At 60.6% G+C, this 22,261-nt stretch carries 18 protein-coding genes and 2 pseudogenes; 4 read left to right on the top strand and 16 right to left on the bottom strand.

The genetic code is table 11. The features are described from left to right. Positions 1-8: 8 nt before the first annotated feature. The 16 genes and pseudogenes from BB934_RS23995 to BB934_RS23920 form a co-directional block, all read right to left on the bottom strand. Positions 9-668, bottom strand: a complete 660-nt coding sequence (locus BB934_RS23995) for a TetR family transcriptional regulator C-terminal domain-containing protein (protein WP_099511941.1) — start codon at positions 666-668, stop codon at positions 9-11. A 537-nt stretch (positions 669-1,205) separates the two neighbouring features. Then, positions 1,206-2,456 carry an MFS transporter gene (locus tag BB934_RS23990; RefSeq protein ID WP_237050074.1) on the bottom strand — a complete coding sequence of 417 codons (1,251 nt, stop codon included), beginning with the start codon at positions 2,454-2,456 and terminating at the stop codon, positions 1,206-1,208. Positions 2,457-2,631: 175 nt separating this feature from the next. Continuing rightward, a complete protein-coding gene (locus BB934_RS23985; protein ID WP_099511940.1) occupies positions 2,632-3,609 on the bottom strand; it encodes an NAD(P)H-dependent flavin oxidoreductase in 978 nt (325 codons plus the stop codon). 206 nt (positions 3,610-3,815) lie between these two features. Beyond that, a complete protein-coding gene (locus BB934_RS23980; RefSeq protein WP_099511939.1) occupies positions 3,816-4,655 on the bottom strand; it encodes a DMT family transporter in 840 nt (279 codons plus the stop codon). Between the two features lie 185 nt (positions 4,656-4,840). Next, positions 4,841-6,043 carry an acetyl-CoA C-acyltransferase gene (locus BB934_RS23975; protein ID WP_099511938.1) on the bottom strand — a complete coding sequence of 401 codons (1,203 nt, stop codon included), beginning with the start codon at positions 6,041-6,043 and terminating at the stop codon, positions 4,841-4,843. Between the two features lie 55 nt (positions 6,044-6,098). Then, positions 6,099-7,532, bottom strand: a complete 1,434-nt coding sequence (locus BB934_RS23970) for an aldehyde dehydrogenase family protein (protein ID WP_099511937.1) — start codon at positions 7,530-7,532, stop codon at positions 6,099-6,101. Positions 7,533-7,659: 127 nt separating this feature from the next. Then, on the bottom strand, positions 7,660-9,234 hold the full coding sequence (locus BB934_RS23965; protein ID WP_099511936.1) for an acetolactate synthase large subunit: 1,575 nt from the start codon (positions 9,232-9,234) through the stop codon (positions 7,660-7,662). A gap of 84 nt (positions 9,235-9,318) precedes the next feature. Beyond that, positions 9,319-11,475: an acetate--CoA ligase family protein gene (locus tag BB934_RS23960; RefSeq protein ID WP_099511935.1), complete on the bottom strand. Its 2,157-nt coding sequence runs from the start codon at positions 11,473-11,475 to the stop codon at positions 9,319-9,321. A gap of 420 nt (positions 11,476-11,895) precedes the next feature. Then, complete coding sequence (locus BB934_RS23955) at positions 11,896-13,056, bottom strand: acyl-CoA dehydrogenase family protein (RefSeq protein WP_099511934.1); 1,161 nt, start codon at positions 13,054-13,056, stop codon at positions 11,896-11,898. An 11-nt stretch (positions 13,057-13,067) separates the two neighbouring features. After that, complete coding sequence (locus BB934_RS23950; RefSeq protein WP_237050073.1) at positions 13,068-13,859, bottom strand: enoyl-CoA hydratase/isomerase family protein; 792 nt, start codon at positions 13,857-13,859, stop codon at positions 13,068-13,070. 72 nt (positions 13,860-13,931) lie between these two features. Further along, entirely contained in the window at positions 13,932-14,747 is an 816-nt protein-coding gene (locus tag BB934_RS23945) for an enoyl-CoA hydratase-related protein (protein WP_099511932.1), read from the bottom strand. Position 14,748: 1 nt separating this feature from the next. Beyond that, positions 14,749-15,555: an ABC transporter permease gene (locus BB934_RS23940; RefSeq protein ID WP_099511931.1), complete on the bottom strand. Its 807-nt coding sequence runs from the start codon at positions 15,553-15,555 to the stop codon at positions 14,749-14,751. A gap of 10 nt (positions 15,556-15,565) precedes the next feature. Beyond that, a complete protein-coding gene (locus tag BB934_RS23935; protein WP_099511930.1) occupies positions 15,566-16,486 on the bottom strand; it encodes an ABC transporter permease in 921 nt (306 codons plus the stop codon). Continuing rightward, a complete protein-coding gene (locus BB934_RS23930) occupies positions 16,486-17,577 on the bottom strand; it encodes an ABC transporter ATP-binding protein (protein ID WP_099511929.1) in 1,092 nt (363 codons plus the stop codon). Before BB934_RS23930 ends, BB934_RS23935 begins: the two co-directional genes overlap by 1 nt. A gap of 146 nt (positions 17,578-17,723) precedes the next feature. Then, entirely contained in the window at positions 17,724-18,755 is a 1,032-nt protein-coding gene (locus BB934_RS23925) for an ABC transporter substrate-binding protein (RefSeq protein ID WP_099511928.1), read from the bottom strand. A 184-nt stretch (positions 18,756-18,939) separates the two neighbouring features. Continuing rightward, positions 18,940-19,432 (bottom strand): annotated as a pseudogene (locus tag BB934_RS23920) (transposase); the annotation flags it as partial. A gap of 64 nt (positions 19,433-19,496) precedes the next feature. Between BB934_RS23920 and BB934_RS47300 the strand changes: the two are divergent. The 4 genes and pseudogenes from BB934_RS47300 to BB934_RS23900 all read left to right on the top strand — a co-directional run. Next, positions 19,497-19,733, top strand: a pseudogene (locus tag BB934_RS47300) (IS6 family transposase); the annotation flags it as partial. A 440-nt stretch (positions 19,734-20,173) separates the two neighbouring features. Further along, a protein-coding gene (locus tag BB934_RS23910) for an IS5 family transposase (RefSeq protein WP_099511788.1) occupies positions 20,174-20,943 on the top strand; the annotation gives its coding sequence in 2 pieces (ribosomal slippage) (positions 20,174-20,495 and positions 20,495-20,943; 771 coding nt in all). Between the two features lie 134 nt (positions 20,944-21,077). Continuing rightward, positions 21,078-21,620: a helix-turn-helix domain-containing protein gene (locus BB934_RS23905; RefSeq protein ID WP_099511926.1), complete on the top strand. Its 543-nt coding sequence runs from the start codon at positions 21,078-21,080 to the stop codon at positions 21,618-21,620. 14 nt (positions 21,621-21,634) lie between these two features. After that, a complete protein-coding gene (locus BB934_RS23900) occupies positions 21,635-22,192 on the top strand; it encodes a transposase (RefSeq protein WP_237050072.1) in 558 nt (185 codons plus the stop codon). The last annotated feature ends 69 nt before the right edge of the window (positions 22,193-22,261 follow it).

Here is a 22,261-nt window from a genome sequence, read left to right as displayed (position 1 = left end):
GCCCGTTCTTAGAGCATGCTCTGCACGGAAATTGCAGACAAGTCGATCGGCGGTGTATCCGGGTACTTGCGCGGATCCTCCTTGAACACCCCGCAGATCCAATCCCGCATAATCCTGCGGCACGTCAGGTCGTCATAGGTGTTTTCGAGAACCAGACCCAGCCAAAGTCCGTCGATAAGCTGCGTATACATCAGTGCCGTGGCGTTGTCGTCGATCTCGAGCCCACGTTCTTTTGCAAGGGATGCGATCCGACGCCTCACCCCCTTCCGATAGGTGGCCCATAACTCGCGATGCACCTCCGCGACCTCCGGCTGGAGGCGCGATGCGCTCCAGAAGTGCAACCACACTTCGCGGTAGGGCCTGTCTCCTGTGAACGGCACCATTGCCCCGTACAACAATTTCTCGAACTGATTCTGTGCCGCCGAGTGGACCACGTAGCGAAAATACTCGTCCAGTCTCTCGGTCAAAAAGCGAAAGGCGTACAGAAGCAAGTCGTCCTTGTTTTTGAAGTAGTGACTTATCAATCCGCGAGACAAACCGGACTCGGCACTGATCGTATTGATCGTGGAGTTAATGTAGCCATGCTTGCGAATGGATTCGAGCGTCGCAATGATCAACTCGCGCCGCCGCGTCTCAAGCGTAAGTATCTTCTTCTCTGCTCTATTCATGGGTCACCTACTTACGCTACATCACTGGGCCAGCAACAATATACCCGCAAGATCTCGCCTTGAAATCGCGGTGGATTGGGAAGCACCACCCCAGAGTCGGCTGGTACATTCACCACCTCAGGAGCGCTGGATCGGGACGTCCTCCGTAATCCCCCAAAGGCGAAGGCTGGCCCGGCACTTTGAACGCGTACTGGGTCCACGGGGCCCAGCTTCCGTGTGAAAGCAACTCGCCTTGCAACTTCAATCCTATCAATGACTATCTACGCCGTTTCTCAGAAATCCGGCGAAACGGGCTTATGACACTAGCAAAAATTTTATGGACGTCCAAATAATGTTTTCGGGGATTGCTGCTCCCCTCATCCGACGCTAATCAGTCACTGGCGTTCGGCTCCTCTGGAATTTATCGTTAGGCGTGAGGGCACCGCAAGAGTGGCCGAAGGCCGGGTGTATGGCTGCCGGACTGCCCGTCACCTCGGGCGTCTCGAACGTTCTCCGGATCGACTTTACATCCGGATCTCCGGGCAGGTCGATCCGATGTCATTGAATGCCCTGTGTAGGATGGGCGCTGCTCCGTAGCGATCGAGCGCGAACAGAGCACAGAAAGATTGCTCCAATCACGAGTATGTTGAGGAAGTTCCAAGCAAGGCCGTTGATGAAGGCCATATCGTAGGAACCTGTATGTTCGTAGATCCAGCCGGACAGCCATCCGCCCAGTGCCATGCCGACGACCGTTGCCGCCATCACGAAGCTCACCGCCCCTCCGGCATCCCGGGAGGGCAGGTATTCGCGAATGATCATGGAGTAAGCGGGCAGGATTCCGCCTTGGGACAGACCGAAGATCAGGCTGACGACATAGAGAGACGTCAGTCCATCGGACTGAAGGTAGAGCGCGAGCGACAAGGTCTGAAGCGCTGAGCCGAGGAGCAGAGTGCGCACACCTCCGAGCCGATCCGAAAAATAGCCTGCGACGAGGCGGGACAGGATGCCGGCCACCAGGGTCATGGACAGGATCTCGGATCCCATGCCGACGCCGAGACCACGATCGACACAGAGCGCAACGAGATGAACCTGCGGCATTGCCATGGCAACGCAGCATCCGACTCCTGCAACGGCGAGGAGCCCAATGAGGAGACGCGGCGACAGGCCCATCTGAGCTCTTTTGGCGGATGATGCCAGATCTGCCTCTGCTAGGACTGTCTCCGGAACCGAGCGCCGCAAGAGAAGCGACAAGGGTATGACCGTGACGAGCACGATTGCTGCGATGATCAGGTGCGCATCGCGCCAGGTGCCGTGCGCAAGTACGTATGAGATGAGGATCGGCCACAGCACGCCGGACAGATAGCTGCCGCTTGACGCGATGGAGATGGCAATTCCCCGTCGCCTGTTGAACCAGTGGGAAATATCGGCAAGGAGAGGAGCAAATCCCGCGGCGGTTCCGGCTCCCACCATCAGCAGGCTTCCCAGGAACAGAGGGAAGCTCGAAACCCAGGCGCTAACCGCGAAGCCTGCGCCGGTGAGCGCCGTAGACGCCATCAACACCGGGGTCACGCCGAAGCGATCAGCGCAGCGCCCGAAGAGAACTCCGCCGATCACGAAACCTGTCATGACCACCATATAGGGATACGAGGCTTCGGTCCGGGTCAGATGAAAATCCGACTCGAAGGCCGGCAGCAGGACCACAACACTCCACATGCCGACGCTGCTGAGGCCAGAGATGAGCAGGGTGTAGGCAAGGCGCAGCCACGAATAGGCGCTATCAGTCGCAGGCTTGGTGCTTGTGGATACCACTGAAACCCCATTCTTACCGGGACGCAGTTCAGAGCTTCGAAGCGGCGACTTGAGAAAAGGACAGCTCAGCCCACCAGCCGCAGCGCGTGCATGAGCCGCAGGATTGCTGACTGTATCGGCCACCGGACGGGCCCTTTGAGGGGCGCATCCGATGGCGTTCTTCGAGCAGGACCGACTATCCCGCCTCAAATGCGCGCAGTCCCTCCGTCATCGCCTGGCGGCAATCGGCGATCATGCGCTCGATGAGTTCAGCGCAGGTCGGGATATCTTCGATCAGCCCGATCGCTTGGCTGGCCCAAACCAGCCCCTCATTGACGTTGCCCTCGGTCAGCGCCAGCCGCCCGCGCGTTCCCGCGACCAGGTGACGGAGGTCCTCGAATTGGCAGCCGCCTGGGCGGCGCTCGATCGAGACGACCTCCTCTGAAATGGCATTCTTCAGCACGCGCCCCGTGTTGCGTAGTGTGCGGAAGATCAGGATCGTCTCCGTTTCGCCGGAACGCAGTAAAGCATGCTTGATCTCGTCATGGATCGGAGCCTCCTTAGTCGCGCAGAAGCGAGTGCCCATGTTGACGCCTTCAGCGCCAAGCATCAGCGCTGCCGCCATGCCGCGACCCGAGCCGATGCCGCCGGAGGCGATGAGCGGCACCTTCACCGCGCGTGCAGCTGCCGCGAACAGCACCAGTCCACCAATGTCGTCCTCTCCGGGGTGCCCGGCAGCCTCGAAACCGTCGATTGAGATCGCATCCACTCCGGCCCGCTCGGCCGAAAGTGCATGACGGACGGCCGTGCACTTGTGAACGATCTTGGCATCGGCGGCCTTCGCCTTCTCGATGAACTCCTTGGGGCTGCGTCCAGCCGTCTCGATGATGCGCACGCCCATCTCGAGCGCAGCGTCGAGATATTCCTCGTAGGGCGGCGGCGCGGTCGAAGGCAGAATCGTCAGATTCACACCAAATGGCTTGTCCGTCATGTTGCGGCAGCGCCTGATCTCGGCCGCGAGAGCTTCCGGATCGGGCTGGGTTAGAGCAGTCAGGATGCCCAGCCCCCCTGCATTCGACACCGCCGAGGCGAGTTCAGCCCGGCCGACCCACTGCATTCCGCCCTGCACGATCGGGTAGCGGGTTCCCAAAAGCTCCGTGACGCGCGTTTTCATTTGTCCTCCGTGGGCCTGCACCGGCATTATTCATTCACCTTAAAAAGAGGCTGGAAAGCTGTCAATAAAATTGGCTGTACGTCCAAATAAATTTATCGCAATACATCATGAAGCAACTGCTGCACTCGTTCCGCATGCAGAGTTCGCACGCCCAAAGCCCCGTTCCCGCGCCGCTTTGTGGGAGCACCATGTCCCAGCGAATGGGACTATTTCGCCTTGTCTTGAGGCTGCTGCGGCGACATGAAGTGGAAGAGGACGCTACTCGCGATCACGAACGCACCGACGAAGGTCCAAAGTCCGGGCATGGTTCCCCAGACGACCCAGGTGACGCTCAAAGACCATATGAGGCCGGAATAGCCGAACGGCGCGAGGTCGGACGCACGCGCCATCCGATACGCCAGTGATCCGAGACCGATGCCTAGGCTCGAGCAGAGGGCAGCGCACCCGAACAGCGCAAAATCAGCCGCATCCAAGGTGCCCCAGTGAGTCACGGCCATCGGCGAGACGAGAAGAGCCGAGAAGAATGCTCCGAAGAAGCTCACTGTCCAAAGATTGTCTTCCTCAGGTATCCAGCGCGCGGTCAGCGAGTTCGTCGCATACAGAAAACTTGCGGCCAATATGAACAGCGAAGCGGGCTGGAACGTTGCGGCGCCGGGCTGGATGGCGATCGTCACTCCCAGGAAACTCATCACCACGGCTGCCCATGTTCTCCAGCCGACATGCTCCTTGAAGATTAGCACCGTCGAGGCCGTGATGATGATCGGCGAAGCGAAAACAATGACCGTCGCTTCAGCAACGCTCAAATACTCCAGCCCACTGATATAGAGATAGGCGGCCAAGAGGCCGACGGAGCCGCGAACTCCATGGAACAAAACCCTGTGCGACCACCTGACTCTCTCGCGACCGAGGGTGACGGCCAACAGGATAAGCAAGGGCATCGCCAGCACGCTGCGCACGAAGATGATGACGGTCACATGATAGCTGTCGATCAGGAACTTGGTGATCGTATCATTGAGCGTGAAGCTCAGTGATCCGACGCACATCATGACGATTGCGCGAAGTGTTTTTGATGATGTGGGCGCCGGATGTGTCAATGTGTTCCGCTATCATCTGCGAGTGGGAAGGATGGATACGGATATTGCGGGGTTTCTGCCTCCGATCGGGCCCAGCAGGATCCGATCGTGGCTCGGGCCGCCGGAACACGCCTGACCAGGCCTTGTGACGGATGCTCTCATAGGACTTCGAAAAGGCCCGCGACCCCCATCCCGCCGCCAACACACATCGTCACGACGGCGTATCGCACGTGGCGCCGTTTTCCCTCAATCAAAGCATGACCCACCAACCGCGCTCCCGACATGCCGTAGGGATGTCCAACGGAAATCGCACCGCCATTGACGTTCAGTTTCGCTGGATCGATACCAAGCCGGTCACGGCAATAGACTGCCTGCGACGCGAAAGCCTCGTTGAGTTCCCACAGGCCGACATCGTCCACAGTGAGGCCATATGCCTTGAGCAACTTCGAGACGGCGAAGACCGGGCCGATGCCCATTTCATCGGGATCGCAGCCCGCAACGGCCATGCCTCGATAAGCTCCAAGAGGCACAAGTCCGCGCTGTTCGCAGAGCTTGGATTCCATCAGCACGCATGCGGAGGCCCCGTCCGATAGTTGTGAGGCGTTGCCGGCCGTCACGAATTTTCCCTGCCTGACGATCTGGCCATCGGCAAAGACGGGCTTCAATGCCGAAAGACCTTCGAGAGTCGTCTCCGGGCGGTTGCCCTCGTCTCGATCAAGCCTGACCTCGACAAACCTTTCTTCGCCGGTTTGCTTGTCCTTCACGCGCATGACACTTTCGAGAGGAACGATCTCGTCGTCGAATATTCCCGACGCCTGCGCGGCCGCGGTGCGCCGCTGCGACTCAAGTGCGAAGGCATCCTGGGCTTCGCGGGAGATGCCATAGCGCTCGGCAACGATCTCCGCAGTCTCGATCATCGACATGTACAAATCAGGACGATTCCGGACCAGCCAGGGATCCCGGAAACGATCCTGATTGAGCGCCGGCGTCTGGACGAGGGAGATCGATTCCAGCCCACCTCCGACCGTGATCGGCACCCCATTCGCGACGATTTGATTGGCGGCCGTCGCGACCGCCATAAGGCCGGAGGCACATTGCCGGTCGAGCGTCATTCCAGCCACGGAAGTCGGCAGGCCAGCCCGCAGCGCGGATTGGCGGGCGACGTTCAGGTAGGTTGTTCCCTGCTGCATAGCGGCGCCCATGACGACGTCGTCGATCTCGGCTGGTTCGATCTTCGCCCGCGCTACGGCATGGGAGATCGCATGCCCGCCAAGAACCTGCGCCTGTGTGTCGTTGAACGCTCCGCGATAGGCCCTCCCGATTGGCGTGCGGGCGGTGGAGACGATGAGTGCTTCGCGCATTTGGCTTCCCCTTGTTCATTCAGAGGCGCAAGACGCTCATCGTCCCTGCTGACCGTTATTCGTTCCAACCGGAGATTGCCTTCGATTCGAGGAACTCCTCGATTCCCCACACCCCTCCTTCGCGAGCCCTGCCCGAGGCCTTCACTCCACCGAAGAACGTACCTGCGGCGAGCGGCGCGCCGTTCATTTCGACCATCCCCGCCTTGAGCTGCAAGGCAAGGCGCCGGCGCCGATCAACATCGCCCGTCTGCACGTAGTTGCTCAGACCGTATGGCGTGTCGTTGGCGACACGGACCGCCTCTTCCTCGGTGTCGAAGGGCATCATGGTCAGCACGGGACCGAAGATTTCCTCGCGTTCGATCGTCATGCCCGGCTTCACATCGGCAAAGACGGTCGGGCGCACATAGAAGCCGCGGTTCAGTCCTTCGGGCAGGCCGAGCCCGCCGGCGACGAGGCGTGCGCCTTCTTCGACGCCCTTCTGAATATAGCCTTGTATCCGTTCCCATTGCCGCTTGTTGACGACCGGCCCGATGTGATCCCCCTCTTCCGACGCCGGAGCAACCTTGATCGAGTTCGCGACACCGGCCGCAATCTCAACGGCACAATCATAGTACGGTCGCTCGACAAGCATCCGAGACGGCGCGTTGCAGGATTGTCCCGAGTTCTGCATCATGTGCCGCACCCCGCGCTCGACAGCGGCGGTATCGGCGTCGGCGAAGACCAGGTTGGCTCCCTTGCCACCGAGCTCAAGGGTAACACGCTTCAATGTGTCCGCAGCCGCTTTCGAGATGGCGCGGCCCGCTCGGGTCGAGCCGGTGAACGAAATCATCTCCACATCCGGATGGCTCGAAAGGCGTGTGCCGACACCGGCGCCATCGCCATTCACCAGATTGAACACGCCTGGCGGGGTGCCTGCGTCATGAACGAATTCTGCAAACAGCATCGAGGAAAGCGGGGCTTCCTCGGACGGTTTCAGCACGCAGGTGCATCCCGCCAGCATCGCCGGGATCACTTTCAGCGTGACCTGGTTCATGGGCCAGTTCCAGGGCGTGATGAGCCCCACGACGCCGATTGGCTCCTGCGCGATCATTGTGTTGCCTTCGCCGCCCACATGGGGTTTTAGCCATTGAATCTCGTCGAAGGCCGTGAGGAAGTTGCGCAGGTGCCATTCCAGGGCGCCGGCCTGCGCCCCGTAGGCCAGACGCATCGGAGCCCCCATTTCGACCGACATCGCCTCGGCCATTTCCTGGCGGCGCCGGACGAACTGTTCGAGGATCCTTTCAACCACAGCCTTTCGTTCCGACGGCGGCGTCGCCGCCCAGGTGGGAAAGGCCGATTGGGCGGCTGCGACCGCCGCATCGGCATCGGCGGTTGAGCCAAGGCAGATGATGGCGCAGATCTCTTCGTTCGATGGATTGATCACGGGATGGTCGTTCTGGACCGCCGGATCAACCCAAGCTCCATTGATATAGAACTGCCGCTTGTTCATTCCGTCCTCCTCGTTAGGGTGAGTTTCATTTGGACCGTTTGGCCAGGTTTAGAGCTGTACGCATGAGCCACGCTCACTCACGGTGATGAAGCGCCATGCATCCCATCACTAAGAACAGGAACATCCATCAGGGGAACTGGACATCGATCAGCATCGGTCCGTCGAGAGCGAGCGCCTTGGCCATGGTTTGATCGAGCTCTTCCAGCGTCGTGGCGCCCGCAGACGCAACGCCGAAGCCCGTCGCGATCGCGCTCCAATCGATGGCAGGACGATCAAGGCTCATCATGTCAAGGGCAGTCTGGCCCGGCTTCGCACCGACCTTGGCGTACTCTCCCAAAAGGATTGCATAGGACCGATTGTTGAGCAGCAATGTGGTCACCGGGAGCTTTTCACGGGCCTGCGTCCAGAGAGCTTGCAGCGTGTAGGCCGCTGATCCATCGGCCTGAAGGGTCACCACGCGTCTGTCCGGACGTCCCATGGCCTGTGCACCAATCGCCGCACCCGTCGCCAGCGGTATTCCTCCGCCGATCGCTCCGCCGGTTACTGTCAGCCAATCGGAAGGTGCTGCGTAGGGAGTCACCGCGGCAAAGCCGCCACCGAGCGTCAATGCCTCGTTCACGACAATGGCCTCTTCCGGCAGGCGTTTCGCCACGACGGCGGCAAATCCTGCCGGCGTGATGGGGCCCGACACGTCGGGGATGCCGTCACCCTCAGGAACCGGTACGGCCGCGGGAGCGGCACCAAGTTCGCTTGCAAGTGCGCGCAAGGCCCCAGCCGCATCCTGGTCCTCGCGCGAGAGGGTCAGGACGTCGGCATCGCGCCGGTGCATGGTGCTGGGCCGCCCGGGATAGAGGAAGAAACCCGTCGGCGGAGGGCAGTTGACGAGAACGACGATATCATAGGTCGCCAGCACCTTGATTGCCTCGTCCACGGAATAGGGTACGACGGGCAGGACAAGACGGCCCCGGCCCTTCGGCATGCTCGAAATCGACGGACTTCCCATCAGCGTGGCGCCGGTCTCGCTCGCGATTCCAGCCAAAAGAGGATGAAGCTCCGGAACGACGGCAGGGGTCCCCAGAAGTATGAGCGCCCTGCGACCGGATCGGAGCGCCCGCGCAACCTGTTTGATGCGCTGCGGATCGCACGGCAAGGGGCCACACGGCCGCACAGGCTGGGCCTCGATCCCGCCCTCGCTCCAGGAGACATCCGCCGGGAGCACCAGGGATGCAACCTGTCCGAAGCCACTGCCGGCTGATTCAAGGCCCCGTGACGCATCAATGCCGATCCGACCGGGATGGGTGCAGAACGCGTGCCATTCGGAAGTCGCGCCCACGATGGCATCGACATCCGACGTGAGCGGACTGTCGTGCGCGACATGAGGAATGGCGTGGTCGCCGACGATGTTCAGCATGCCACTGCCGGCCCGGCGCGCATTGTGAATGTTCGCGATGCCATTAGCATAGCCGGGGCCGCAATGCAGAAGCGTCGCTGCCGGACGGCGCGTGACCCGGAAATACCCGTCCGCCATGCCGGTGACCGTATTCTCCTGCAGTCCCAGCACACAGCGAATGCCCGGAATACGGTCGAGCGCAGCCACGAAGTGCATCTCGCTGGTGCCCGGATTGGCGAAACAGGTGTTCACCCCTCCTGCGATCAGTGTACGTACGAGAGCCTCGGCCCCGGTCTGCTGCTTCTCAATCATTTCGCGTCTTCCCGTCGATGATGATCTTACAAAACTGAAATCCCTCGGAGTGAAGTATCGCTTCTCTCCGAGGGGCGAGGTCGATCAGTTCGCCCTCGGCGCTTCGACGATCAGGGCGTCGACGGCGACTGCGCCGTTTTCGCTGACCATCAGAGGGTTCACGTCCAGCTCGGACAATGTATCGAGGTGCTCGCCGGCATAGGAGGCGATCGCCATGATCGCATCAATAACCAGTTCGAGGTTGGCGGCAGGACGCCCCCGGAACCCATTAAGCAGGGCGGAACTCTTCAGCCCTTTCAGGGCGGCTTCGACATCGTTGCGGCTGACGGGCAGCAGCAGCGGCGTGGCATCCTTGAGCAGTTCCACGAAAATGCCTCCCGCTCCTATCACGAGCACCATTCCGAACAGTGGATCGCGCTTGACCCCCACGATGAGCTCGGCGAGTGGCGGCGCCTGCATCGGCTCCATCAGGTACTTCTCGAGCTGCAGCGTCGGCGAATGCCTTGCGACATTGTCGATCATTCGGTTGGCCGCGGCCAGTGCCTCGTTGCGACCGCGCAGGTTCAGCGCGACTCCACCGACCTCCGTCTTGTGCGGCAGTTCATCGTGAACGACCTTGAGAACCATCGGCGTGTCGAATTGCTCAGGAAGTTCGGAAATCTGCGCCAGCGACACCACCCTGCCCTGCGGCATCGCCAAACCGTAAGCGGCAAGACGGCGCTTCGACTCCACTTCGTTCACAGTCCGTGTGGCCCCGTTCAGCGGCCGTGCCGCATAGGGAGCGAGGGTGGAGAAAGAAGTGCCGCCATCGGCCGAAGCGGCGCGAACCCGTGCGCAATGTTCAGCCCATTTCGCCACGACCGAAGCAGCGTCGTGCAGGCCTTGGAGCGGAACGATGCCCTGTGCGACCATCCTCTCGCTTGCCTCCGGCGTGATGCCGCCGGTGTTGACGGAGGCATGGAACACCGGCTTGCCTGTGGCCTTCCCTGCCGACGCAAGGGCTCGGTCCATCGCCTCGTGGGCGGAGGTGTCCTTGTAGGGCGAGGTGGCGGGCGGATAGTCCACCACCAGCATCCCGGCGTCGCAATCCGCCGAGAGCATCGTGGTGAACATGGGCGTCAGTAGCTTCTCGTCGCCCCAATATCCTGCGGTGAAATCGAGCGGATTGGAAACGTGCCCAAACTCCGGCAGGAGCGGCTTGATTTCGCTGATCTGCGCAGCCGACGGCTGCGGCAACTGGAGCCCTGCGAAGGAGCAATAGTCCGCTGCCAGGCCATTGTCGCCACCCGAACTGGAGAATACGGCGATGCGGGAACCCGCAACCGGCTCTGCAACGGAGGAGATCTTCATCATCTCAAGGAACTGCGGCACCGTGTCCGTGCGGATCACGCCGAGCCGATCGAATAATGCCTCGTAGTATTCGTTCTGTCCGGCCAGGGAACTGGTATGGCTGGCCGCCATTGCCGCTCCCAGTTCGGACCGGCCAGATCGGCAGACGATAACGGGGATCGCCTTCGCTCGGGCGCGCATGCATGCCTGCGAGAACGACGCAACATCGCGGATCCCCTCCATGAAGAGCCCGAGACACGTAACGTTGGGATCATCGACTAGGTAGTCGATATAATCCTCGAAACCGAGAACGGCCTGGTTTCCTGCACTGATGAGATAGGAAAACGGCACCGACCGGTCATTCGAGACGATGTGGCCAGTCACGTTGCCACTCTGTGCGATAACGGCCGCCCCGCGCTTGCTCCTCAACTTGGGATAAAGCGCAGGCCAAATGCTGCCGCGATTGACGTAGTTCACCAGACCGTAGCAATTGGGCCCGACCACGGCCATGTCGCCGGCCGCCTTGATGAAGTTCTGGTTGCGCTCGGCCCCCGCCTCGCCAATCTCGGAAAAGCCGGAAGCGTAACAGACGACCCCGCCAGCGTCCCGCTCACGCAGTTGATTGAGCGCCTCAATCGACGCATCCGCGTTGACGGCGAGGAACACCGCATCGGGTGCAGCGGGAAGATCCTGGATCGTCGGGAGGCATTTGTAACCCGCGATCTCGTCTCGCTTCGGGTTGACGACATAGACGTCGCCATCGAAATTCTGATTGCGCAACGTGACCAGAGTACGCTCTACCTGGGTGCCGCCGATGAAGGCCATGGTGCACGGTGCGAGAAGCCGTTGGAAGTTGCGTCTCAGAGCCGGGCTGATACGCGAAGTCTCTGCAGGCGGCGGAAGGATTTGCATCTGTTTCTCTCTTATCTATGCGAATCGGTCGCTAACGACTCTTCGGCGCCTATCGGTTTCGTGCGCGGTACTGTTCCAGCAATGGGGCTGACGTCCTCGTTTCGGCACGATCCAAGGAAAGTCGAGCTCGCGGGAGCGCTCTCCGGGAGCCGTCGGAACGTATCCGCGCGGCAGCGGGACCCAATTGCGCAGCAATCCCCAAGCATTTGGCGTGCCTCCCTCACTCAACCCTTACGCGGTCCGTCGACCGGCTGATTCAGCGCCATCACAGCAAGTCTGCCGTCCGGCACATTTGCGACCGTTCCGAGCAGGGGCAGAACTTCATCGTTCAACGCTGGCAGGTAACGCGACCGGAGGTCACGTTGTCTTTTATTGGATCGCCGGCACGCTCCACTTGCGGAAGCTGTGCCGACAATCATGTCACTGCCGATACGGCCGCAGAATGTCTTTTGCGATGAGGTCCTGATGGATCTCTGATGTTCCCTCCCAGATGCGTTCGATGCGAGCATCGCGCCAGAAACGCTGGATCGGGAAATCTTCCATGAGACCCATGCCACCGAAGATCTGCACGGCGTTGTCGGCAACGCGAAAGACCATCTCCGAGCAGTAGTAGTTCACCATGGACGCCGCCGTCCGGTCCATCAGGCCGTTGTCCATCTTCCACGCTGCCTCCTTAACCATGAGGTCGCCGAGCTTGATGTCGACCGCCATATTGGCGACTTTGAAGCCGACGCCCTGGAACTCGCCGATGGTCTTGCCGAAAGCCTTGCGTGAGCCCGCCCATTCCTTTGTCATGTCGAAGATGCGCTCGGCACGCCCGACGCAATGCGCCGAAAGCGCGACACGCCCGTCGTAGAGCCACTCATTCGCCGTGTTGAACCCTTGTCCCTCCTCGCCGAGGATCTTGCTGTCCGGAACCCGCACGTTGTCCAAGTACACCATGGTCGGGTTGTACCCGCGGGTCACGATCGATTTCATCGGCTCGACGCGCAGTCCGGGCAGGGACTTGTCGAGCAGGAAGGCGGTGAACCTCTTCCGCGGGCCCTTGGGGGTATCGTCCACGCCGGACACGGCGATCAGGATGATGAAATCGGCAATATCGGCCGCCGAGATGAACTGTTTGACGCCGTTGATAACCCACCCGTTGCCATTGCGCTCGGCCTTGGTGACGATGCCGCGCGCGTCCGAGCCGGCACCGGGCTCGGTCAGGGCGAAGGCGTCCTTACGCTCGCCACGGATGGCTGGCAGCAGGTATTCTTCAATCTGCTCGCCTTTGCATTTGAAGAGAATGCCGGTTACGCCGCGGTTCATGCATTGCGAGAGCGGCGACGAGGGCTTGCCCAAGACGCGCTCGGCCTCCATCTTCGTCTGCTTGTCGAGGCCGGCGCCGCCCCATTCCTCAGGCAGGTTCATTCCTTCGAAGCCGGCATCCCGTGACTTGCGACGGATCTCCTGCTTGATTTCGGCGGGAACGTAGCGCAGTTCCTCGACAAGAGACTCATGTGGATAGAGCTCCCGTTTGCAGAACTCTTCCAGCGAGTCCACGAGTGCTTGCTGTTCGAAGCTTAGTCCAAAATCCATTTCTTATCTCCTTAGGCGCCGACGAATTTCGGCGCACGGCGCTCATTCGCGGCGGCCAATCCTTCGGCGTGATCCTTTGTCAGCGCGCAGATCTTACCGGCAGCGACTTCCTCGAGCTGCTGATCGGCGAGACTGCGGGTATGTGCAGTGTTCAGAAGCTTCTTGGCCTGGGCAATGGCGACCGTCGGGCCGGATGCGAGCTTCTGGACGAACTCAAGCGTATCGTCCCAAAGCCGGTCGCTGGTGCTGACATGGCTGACCATGCGGTTCTCGAGCGCCGTTGCCGCGGTCCAGAGTTCACCCGTGAAGGCGAAGCGCTTGGCCGCTTCGAGGCCGATTACTCGAGGCATCAGCCAAGTGCCGCCGCAGTCGGGATTGTAGCCGACGTTGGTGTAGGAACAGATGAACTTGGCCCTCTCGGAGGCATAACGGAAGTCGCAGGCCAGGGCCATATCGAGTCCCGCGCCGACGGCTGCGCCATCGATCATGGCGATCGTCGGCTTGGGCATTTCGTGAACCTGTTGGACGAGCTTGAGGGACTCCTCGACCCAGTTCATGTCCGGCCAGGGGTTGTCACCGGCGGCCTTGTTGGCCCATTCCTTGACATCCGCACCAGCCGAGAATGCTCCGCCCCGTCCGGTCAGAATGAGGGCGCGCATCGTCGTATCCGCGGCGGCCTCCCGTAGAGCGCGGCGGAGTTCGATCGTGATGCCCATCGCCAAGGCGTTTCGGGCCTCGGGGCGGTTGAGAGCGATCACGCCGACGGCGCCGTGTCGTTCCGTCTCGAGAAATCTGTACATCATTTCCTCCCATCCATTTTGGCGAAACCAGTGTGGTTAGGCCCGCTATAAACTGTTCGAAGTCCGGGTCCCGCGTCAGCTCCCGGTCCAGCGGGGCTCGCGCTTTTCGAGGAAGGCGCGTTGACCTTCGATCATGTCCTCAGAGATCAGCATCCGCCTGAAGTACTCGAGGTCGTCGTTGGAATCCGCGCGCAGAGTCATCGCCTCGCGATCGGACTGGCCGTCGACGGCTCGCAGCGCCTCCTTGAGGGCTTGCTGCGCAAGGGGAGCGCCCTTCGCGACGTGACGCGCAATCTTCCAGGCAAGCGTCATCAGTTGCTCGCGGGGCGCGGTGCGGTAGATCAATCCCCACCGATGCGCCTCGGCAGCAGACATCGGCTCGCCGGTCCAAATCATCGCCGTGGCGACATGATAGGGTATCCTGCGTGGCAGACGTTGCAAGCCACCGCCGTCAGGCAGAAGTCCACGTTGAAGCTCGGGCAACTGAAGGAAAGCCTCGTCGGCCATCAGCAGAATGTCGCAGGACAGCGCCAACTCAAGGCCTCCCCCAATAGCCGGGGCATTGATGGCCGCGATCAGCGGCTTCTTCAGCGCCCACAGAGTGGTGATTCCGCCAAATCCTCCTTCCTCGGCGCCCGGACCCCGTTCCGTGCTGGAGGTCGCGTCGTGGAAGTCGAGGCCGGCCGAGAACGCCTTGTCACTCCCGCTCGAAAGGATGCCGACGCGAAGATCGGGATCGTTCTGGAGGTAGAGACCTGCGCGCTCCATACAGCGGCTGAATCGGCGGCAGATCGAGTTCACCTTCGGCTTGACCATCTTGATCTCGAGAACGGCGCCATCGCGATGCAGCTGCACGAAGCCTTCAAGTTCCCTGTTCAGTTCGTTCAGCATCTCATGCCCCCTTCTTCTTCGCGCGGTTGGTCACGATATGAAGGACCAGCGGTGGGATACAGGTCACGATCAGCATCAAGGTCGAGACCGCTGCGAGTGTGGGATCCACATCGTCGCGCAGCGTCGCGAAAGTGACGCGAGACAGTGTCGAGACAGGTCCAGACGAGATCATCAGCGATATGATCAGCTCGTCAAATGACACGAGGAACGACAGCAGCATCGAGGTCGCGACAGAGAACTTCAGCTGCGGCAGCGTCACAGTCATGAAGGCTTTGAACCTGTTGGCACCTAGGCTGCGCGCGACCATCTCCTGCGTCATGTCATAAGACTGAAGGCCCGCAGACATCGTAAGGATAACGAACGGCATCGCGACGACGGAGTGTCCGAGGATCATCCCGTAGATCGTGTTCAGCATTCCGCCGATCCTCGCATAGACAAAGAAGATGCCAATTGCGATCAGGATGGAAGGTACGGCCAGAGGCGAAATGAGTGTCGAACGGATTAGATTGCCTAGAGGGAGTCTCGACACATGCAATGCGTAGGACGCCGCGACACCGGTTACCGTCGCAAGAACCATTGTGCCGAATGCGACACGCAACGAGACCCATGTTGATCCGATCCACTTTTCCTGCCCGAAGAAGGCTTCATACCAGCGGGTAGACCAGCCCGGAGGCGGGAAGGACAGTGACGTTGTCGAACTAAACGACACGGGGACGACGATGAACGTCGGCGCCACGAGATAGAAGATGACAAGCCCGACGAAGATGTAGAGCCAGAACCTCTCGCGATGCGAAACATGGGATTCCATAGCTCCCCCCTCAACTCTCAGCGGTCAGTCGACGCACCAGCATCAAACTGACGCCAAGACAGACTGCGGTCATCACCAGAAGCAGCACGGCAAGTGCAGCAGCCGGCCCCCAGGTTGGATAGAGCGCAAGCGACTCCTCGATCCGCTGCGCAATCATCTTGATCTTTCCGCCGCCCAGCAGTGCGGGAGTGATGTAGAAGCCAAGGCACATCACAAACACCATGATCGTTCCTGCGATCAGGCCCGGCATCGAGAGTGGCAGATACACTCGGCGGAAGGCATGAGCTGGAGTCGAACCGAGGTTTGCGGCAGCGCGCATAAGGTTCAGGTCAATCGCCTTCATCGAAGCATAGAGCGGCAGGATCAGGAATGGCACCATGATGTGGACCATGCCGATGATCGTTCCTGTCATGTTGTGGACCAAGGCGATCGGGCGCTCGATCACACCCATCCAAACCAGCATCTGGTTGACCAAGCCGTTGCGCTGGAGAATGATCAGCCATGAGAACGTCCGCACGAGGCCCGATGTCCAGAACGGCATCAGGACTGCGAGCATCAGGAAGCCTGCCCAGGGCGAGGGTAGAATTGCCATCAGGTAGGCGACAGGGTAACCCAGGATGAGGCAGATCACCGTCACGACAAACGCGATGATGAAGGTATTGATGAACATCTCACGGTATACAGCCTCCGAGAAGAACAGGACGTAGTTCTCAAAGCCGAGGCGCCCGTCCTGCCCGACGAAGGACATCGACAGAAGCCAACCGATCGGAGCGACCATCAACAGGCCCACGATCAGGATAGCCGGCAAGGTCAGCCGGAACATCGTCCGCGCTTCGCTGCGCTGCTCCTTCTTCAGCGCCTCGTGATTCTCTTTCAACTGATCCGGAGTGAGTGAACTCGGCGACAGACGCAGAACTGCTTGCTCCATCATCAGTCCTCCGCACGAACGATTCGCGCGTCGGCGCGATCAAGGCACAGCGTCACGCGCTGATCCGCCTCGGGAACAAGGCGAGCGCTTTCCGACCGGTTCGCGATCCGGACGAAAACCTTGTGGCCGCCGTCAAGCATCACTTCGAATAGCAGGCTCTCGCCCTGGAAGACCACCGTCCGGATCTGGCCTTGGAAGAAGTTGCCCTCCTGACCTGCCGTATTACCCGCGACGAGCCGCAGACGTTCCGGACGCAGCATCAACATCATGTTGCCTGATGTCTGTCGCGGCCTGTCGGCGAACTGGATGACCTGGTCGCCATAGGCTAGGCCGCCGGGCGTTGCCCGTAGCGGCAGGAAGCTCGATTCACCAATGAATTCGGCGATGAACCGGCTCTCGGGTTGTTCATAGAGACCGGTCGGCGAAGCGATCTGAGCAAGCTTCCCCTTGGAGAACACTGCAATGCGATCCGACATCGTCAACGCTTCACGCTGATCGTGTGTCACCGAAATGGTGGTCATTCCGAGACGATCGTGCAGGCGACGGATTTCGATCTGCATCGTCTCGCGCAACTGCTTGTCGAGCGCCGACAATGGCTCGTCCATCAGCAGGATTCGCGGCTCGAACACGATCGCGCGGGCGAGCGCGATGCGCTGCCGCTGGCCACCCGAAAGCTGGCTGATCCGGCGGTCCGCATAACCGCCGAGTTGGACGAGTTCCAGAACGTTTCGGACGCGATCCTCGATCTCGGCCTTGCCGACTTTTCTCAGTCGCAACGGGTAAGCGATGTTCTCGCCCACTGGCATGTGCGGGAAAAGCGCGTAGCTCTGGAACACCATGCCGATATTGCGCTTGTGGGGCGGGAGGTGGACAATTTCCTGTCCCGCGATGCGTATCGAACCGTTGGTTGGCCTACTAAAGCCAGCGATCATCATGAGGAGCGTCGTCTTGCCGGATCCCGACGGCCCCAGCAGCGTGAGGAATTCTCCGGGGCGAATATCGAAGGATATGTCGTCAACGGCGCGAACTTCGCCAAAGTGCTTTGAGAGAGACTGGACCTGGACCGGTAACGCCGTCGTCGAAGGTAGAGTCATATCCGTATCCTGAACTATGCTTTCGGATAGGCGAGATCGACCGTTGGCCATCGCCGTCACGGGCAATGACCTTGAGACCTCGCCGAAGCGCGGGTGATCGAGCGGCGCCCGTCAAGTCACGGACGCCGCATTGTTGTGGGCAGATCCTACCGCAGCATAATGCTGTCCCATTTGGTCTGAGCTTCAATCTCGTGCTCAGCCCAGTAGGACGAATTAAGGATAAGTTGCTTGGAGATATTCTCGGTGCTCGTCACAACCTTCTTGGCCTTCTCCGGCGAGATGAGCCCGGACTTGAAGGCATCCTGGTTCATTGGGCCATAGGGAATGTGATCGGGGAGATTGGCCTTATATTTGGGATCGAGCAGGTGATTGATCAGGCGCATGGCGCCCTCCCGGTTCGGCGAGTTCTTCGGGACGACCAAGCATTCGACGTCCATCACTGCGTCGTTCAAGATGTACTCGTAGGGAGCGCCTTCCTTGATCGCGGCATCGATGCGGGCCGCCCAGATCGTCAGCATGTCCGCTTCCTGAGACGTCGCAAGCTGGGTCGCCTGGGCGCCGGAGGACCATCGAACGGTGATGTTGGGCTTGAAGGCCTCCCACTTCTTCATGGCGCGATCCATGTCGACCGGATAGACCTTGTCGCGCGGCACGCCGTCAGCTAGCAGTGCAATTTCCATGTTGGTGGACGGGTAGGTGCCCCCGATGGCGCGGGTACCGGGGAACTTCTTGACGTCGAAGAAGTCAGCCCAATTCTTCGGGGGGTTTTTGCCGTACACGTCCTTGTTGTAGGCGAGAACCGTCGAATATGCAGTAAAGCCGATTGAGTGCTGCTTCTTCAGATGCTCCGGAACGCCGGCCGCATTCGGGATCTTCGAATAGTCGAGCGGCTCGATCAGCCCCTCCTTGGCGGCGATATCGCACAACCCGCCGTACAACTCCGCGACGTCTATATCGACGGCATTTGCCTTGACCTTGGTGCGGATGTCGCGGATGCCGCCCGACAGCACATAGTCGACGACTTTCATGCCATGATCGGCCGGGAGATGATTGAGAATGGCCTTGCGCACGCCCTCCTGGTAGGCGCCGCCATAAGATGCGTAACTGACGGTTTCCTCCGCCGCAGCCGGCAAAGCCATGACGCACATAGTTGCCGCGAAGATAGTATGCAGCTTCATTAATTCCTCCCAGAATGGGCATAGTTTTTTGGTGCCCTATTGGAAGGCTAGCATAAATTGGACGGACGTCCATATTATTTTTGGATTATGTCTGCATCAATGGAATTCGGCGCCGCTCCACCATATTGCACTGAGCGGTTGGAAACCGCACTGACTCACCCCGGGTCCGTGCTTAGCGGCCCTAATGCTGATCATGGAGCCGCTGCACATCCTGCGGCAGGCGCCGGTTCGCCACCACCCTTTGGCTCTCCGGCCGAGACCGCCAAGCATAATAGCCACTGGCCGCGACCCCGAGCACGCGGCACATGAGCCGCACCGAGTAGATGCGGGCATGTTGCTCGATCAAGCCAAACCTCAATTCGGCATCTCCGCCAAGATGCCAATGACTTTTTAAGATATCCCATTCCATCCGGGTACGATCGAGTTGGCGCCGCGATCGTGCGATCTCCGCCGCCTGAGCGGCCGGAGATGGTGCTGCCCCTGTGCCCGCAGGCAGATCCTGGGGCGGCCCTGGACCGGAGTGATGCGCCACGGGCAATGGCGCGCCAGTTCCTGAGCATGGAGGGCGAGCCCCCCGGCTCGCTCGCGATCCTCATCTGGGGGCGGCCAGCGCTCTCCAGAAGTGCGACGGCCTCTCGCTTGAACTCGGGATTGAATTCCCGCCTCGTTTTCGTCATCAAACACCTTCCCGCTCCCGAGGAGCGTATCAGAGGGTCGGTCAAAGCGAGGGAGGAACCCCGTGACACGACACATCGGCTCCAGGATCGGTCGGGGCGCAAGTTGACGCTGATCCGCATCCGGCGGAGCGCTCGCTTCACCAATCGCATTGAGCAGGATCACCGTGCCATCAAACGGCGGATACGGCCGATACTCGGCTTCAAGTCCATTGTCAGTGCGAGCATGATCCTCGGCGAAACTAAGATGGCTCACATGATATGCAGTCAGCAGGCAACGTACGCCGGAAATCCGCAGCAATGACTGGCTGAGCAATTCAAACTGCTCGCTTCCTAAACCTGAGTGGAAACATCAACCATCCTCTCGCCTTCGCTGCGCAATTGCGGCGCAATCTTCTCTTTCTTTCGATCGTACGAGCCAGTCGTATCAACTAGATAGTGCTTCGGCTGCATCAGCAGCCTGCTCTCTGCATCGAAGCCGAGCCGTTAGCACTAAAGCTGCGGCGCATCCGACAATCGCTATGGGTAAGAAAGCCAGGAAGACCCAAGTTGAAGTGCGCTCTGCTTCCGCGCGCGTGAAGCCCTCACTGAGCCCAGCAGCATTAGCGATAAGCCCTGCTACTGTCGCGCCGAGCGCGTACCCGATCCGAAATATAGTTGGTACGGAGGAGGCTGCTACGGCCTGTTATGACTTGAACCCTTTGCACCTGGAGGCGTTTTGCTCGTCCTGTCTGAGGAGGAGCCATGCTAACGGAAGCACAATGGGCCATGCTGGAGCCACTGGTGGAGCAATGCCGTCCCAAGGGCAAGACACCGCCACAGGATCTGCGTCGGACGTTCGAGGCCATTCTCTGGCGCCATGAGAACGGCGCCAAGTGGCGCGCCGTGCCGGCTGAATTGGGGCCGTGGTGGCGCGCCGCTCAGACCTTCATCCGCTGGGCCCGTCTGGGTGTCTGGGAGCGCCTGCTCAACCTGGTACAGAAGTGCGGCATCCAGCTCGGGATGACCTTCCTCGACGGCACCAGCGTGCGCGCGCATCAGAAGGCCGCCGGGGCTCGTCGAAAAGGGGCTCTCAAGCTCAACGAGACCATCGTGAAGCGCTTGGTCGGTCTCGTGGCGGCTATGGCACCAAGGCTTGCGTGATCGCCGACGGGCTCGGACGCGCCATCGCGTTTCGCATTGCACCCGGTCAGGCGCACGAGCTGCCTGACGCCATTCCGCTGCTTCACAGTTTGCCGAGTGTGCCCAGCTGGGTGGTGGCCGATCGCGGTTATTCAAGCCACAGCTTCCGCGAGCACATCTGGAGCATCGGTGCGAAGCCGGCGATCCCGGCTAAGTCCAATGAGGCGCCGGTGGCCTGTCCGGACTGGATCTATAACAACCGCAATGTCGTCGAGCGGCTCTGGGCCAGGCTCAAAGAGTGGCGAGCCGTTGCAACCCGCTACGAGAAGACCGCACGATCCTTCATGGGCGTGCTCTGCCTCGCCGCAGCAATCGACTGGCTCAAGCGCTAACAGGCCGTAGGCGGCACCGATCAAGATGGCCGCCCTATAAATGTAGAGCGCTCTTTCAAAGAAGGCTTAGTGGTGCATCCGGCATGTTCAGGGGGTATAATCGCGGCGTGCTGGCCTGCTGGCGGAGGTGACCCATGACACCGATCTGCTTACGGGATTTGACCGTTGAGGAGCGTGCACGGGTCCAGACGTTGGCCCATGCGCGCACCGCTCCGGCTCAGATGGTACAACGGGCTCAAATCATCTGGCGCGCCAGTCACGGCGAGAGCGCATCCGCCATTGCCGCCCGGCTGGGCCTTGATGGCGAGACGGTGCGTAAGCGCATCCACCGCTTCAATGCAGAAGGAGTGGAGGCCCTCAAGGACAAACATCGCTCCGGACGCCCGCCCACCTATCCGCCTGAGCAAACCGCCACCGTGATCGCCACGGCACTCGTCAAGCCAGAGACCCTCGGGCTGCCGTTTGCCGCCTGGACGCTCGACCGACTGGCCGCCTACCTGCATGAGCAGAAAGGGATTGCGATGCAGCGCAGCCGCATCGACGAGATCCTGCTCCACGAGGGCCTGCGCTGGCGCAAACACGAGACCTGGTTCGGCGAGCGGGTCGATCCGGCCTTCGCGGCAAAAAGGGGGCGATCGAAACGCTCTACACCAAGCCGCCTGCGGGCAGTTGCGTGATCTGTCTCGATGAGATGGGACCGGTGAGCGCCAAGAGCTACGCGGGTCGGGCCCTGGTGCAGAGCCGGACGCGACCGGCCGAACGCGCCAAGCAGGAGATCGATTATGGTCGCCGTGCCAAGGGCTACATCTTCGGGGCGTTTTGTCCCGCCACCGGCGAAGCCTTCACGCATCCGTATCCCGGACGGGGTGGAGCGCACTGGGTCGACTTCCTCGGCCAGGTTGAGAGCTGGATCCCGAGTACGACCGAGCGGGTGTACGCGATCATGGATAACCTGAGTTCCCATCGCACGACCGACGTGCTGCTGTTCGTGCTGGCGCATCCGCGCTGGGAGATGGTGTTCCAGCCCAAGTACGCGGCTTATCTCAACCTGATCGAGCCCTGGTGGAAGATCCTGCGTTCACTGGCTCTTGCCGGTCGGCGCTTCGAGACCTGGGAGGAGATCGTCGATGCGATCCACGGCTCGACGGTCTACTGGAATGCGCACCGTCATCCGTTTGTCTGGGGCAGGCGCCGGCGGCATCGCCCACGCCGCTCACCCGGTATTGCTCTTCTACCCAAGGCAGGATGACTTACCGGATGCACCACTTAGTATCTCTTCAGAGAGAGTTCAATCAGCTCACTCGGCGTCTCCTAAAGC

Source organism: Microvirga ossetica, assembly GCF_002741015.1.
GTDB classification, from domain to species: domain Bacteria; phylum Pseudomonadota; class Alphaproteobacteria; order Rhizobiales; family Beijerinckiaceae; genus Microvirga; species Microvirga ossetica.
This window is presented reverse-complemented; position numbering and strand designations above follow the sequence as displayed.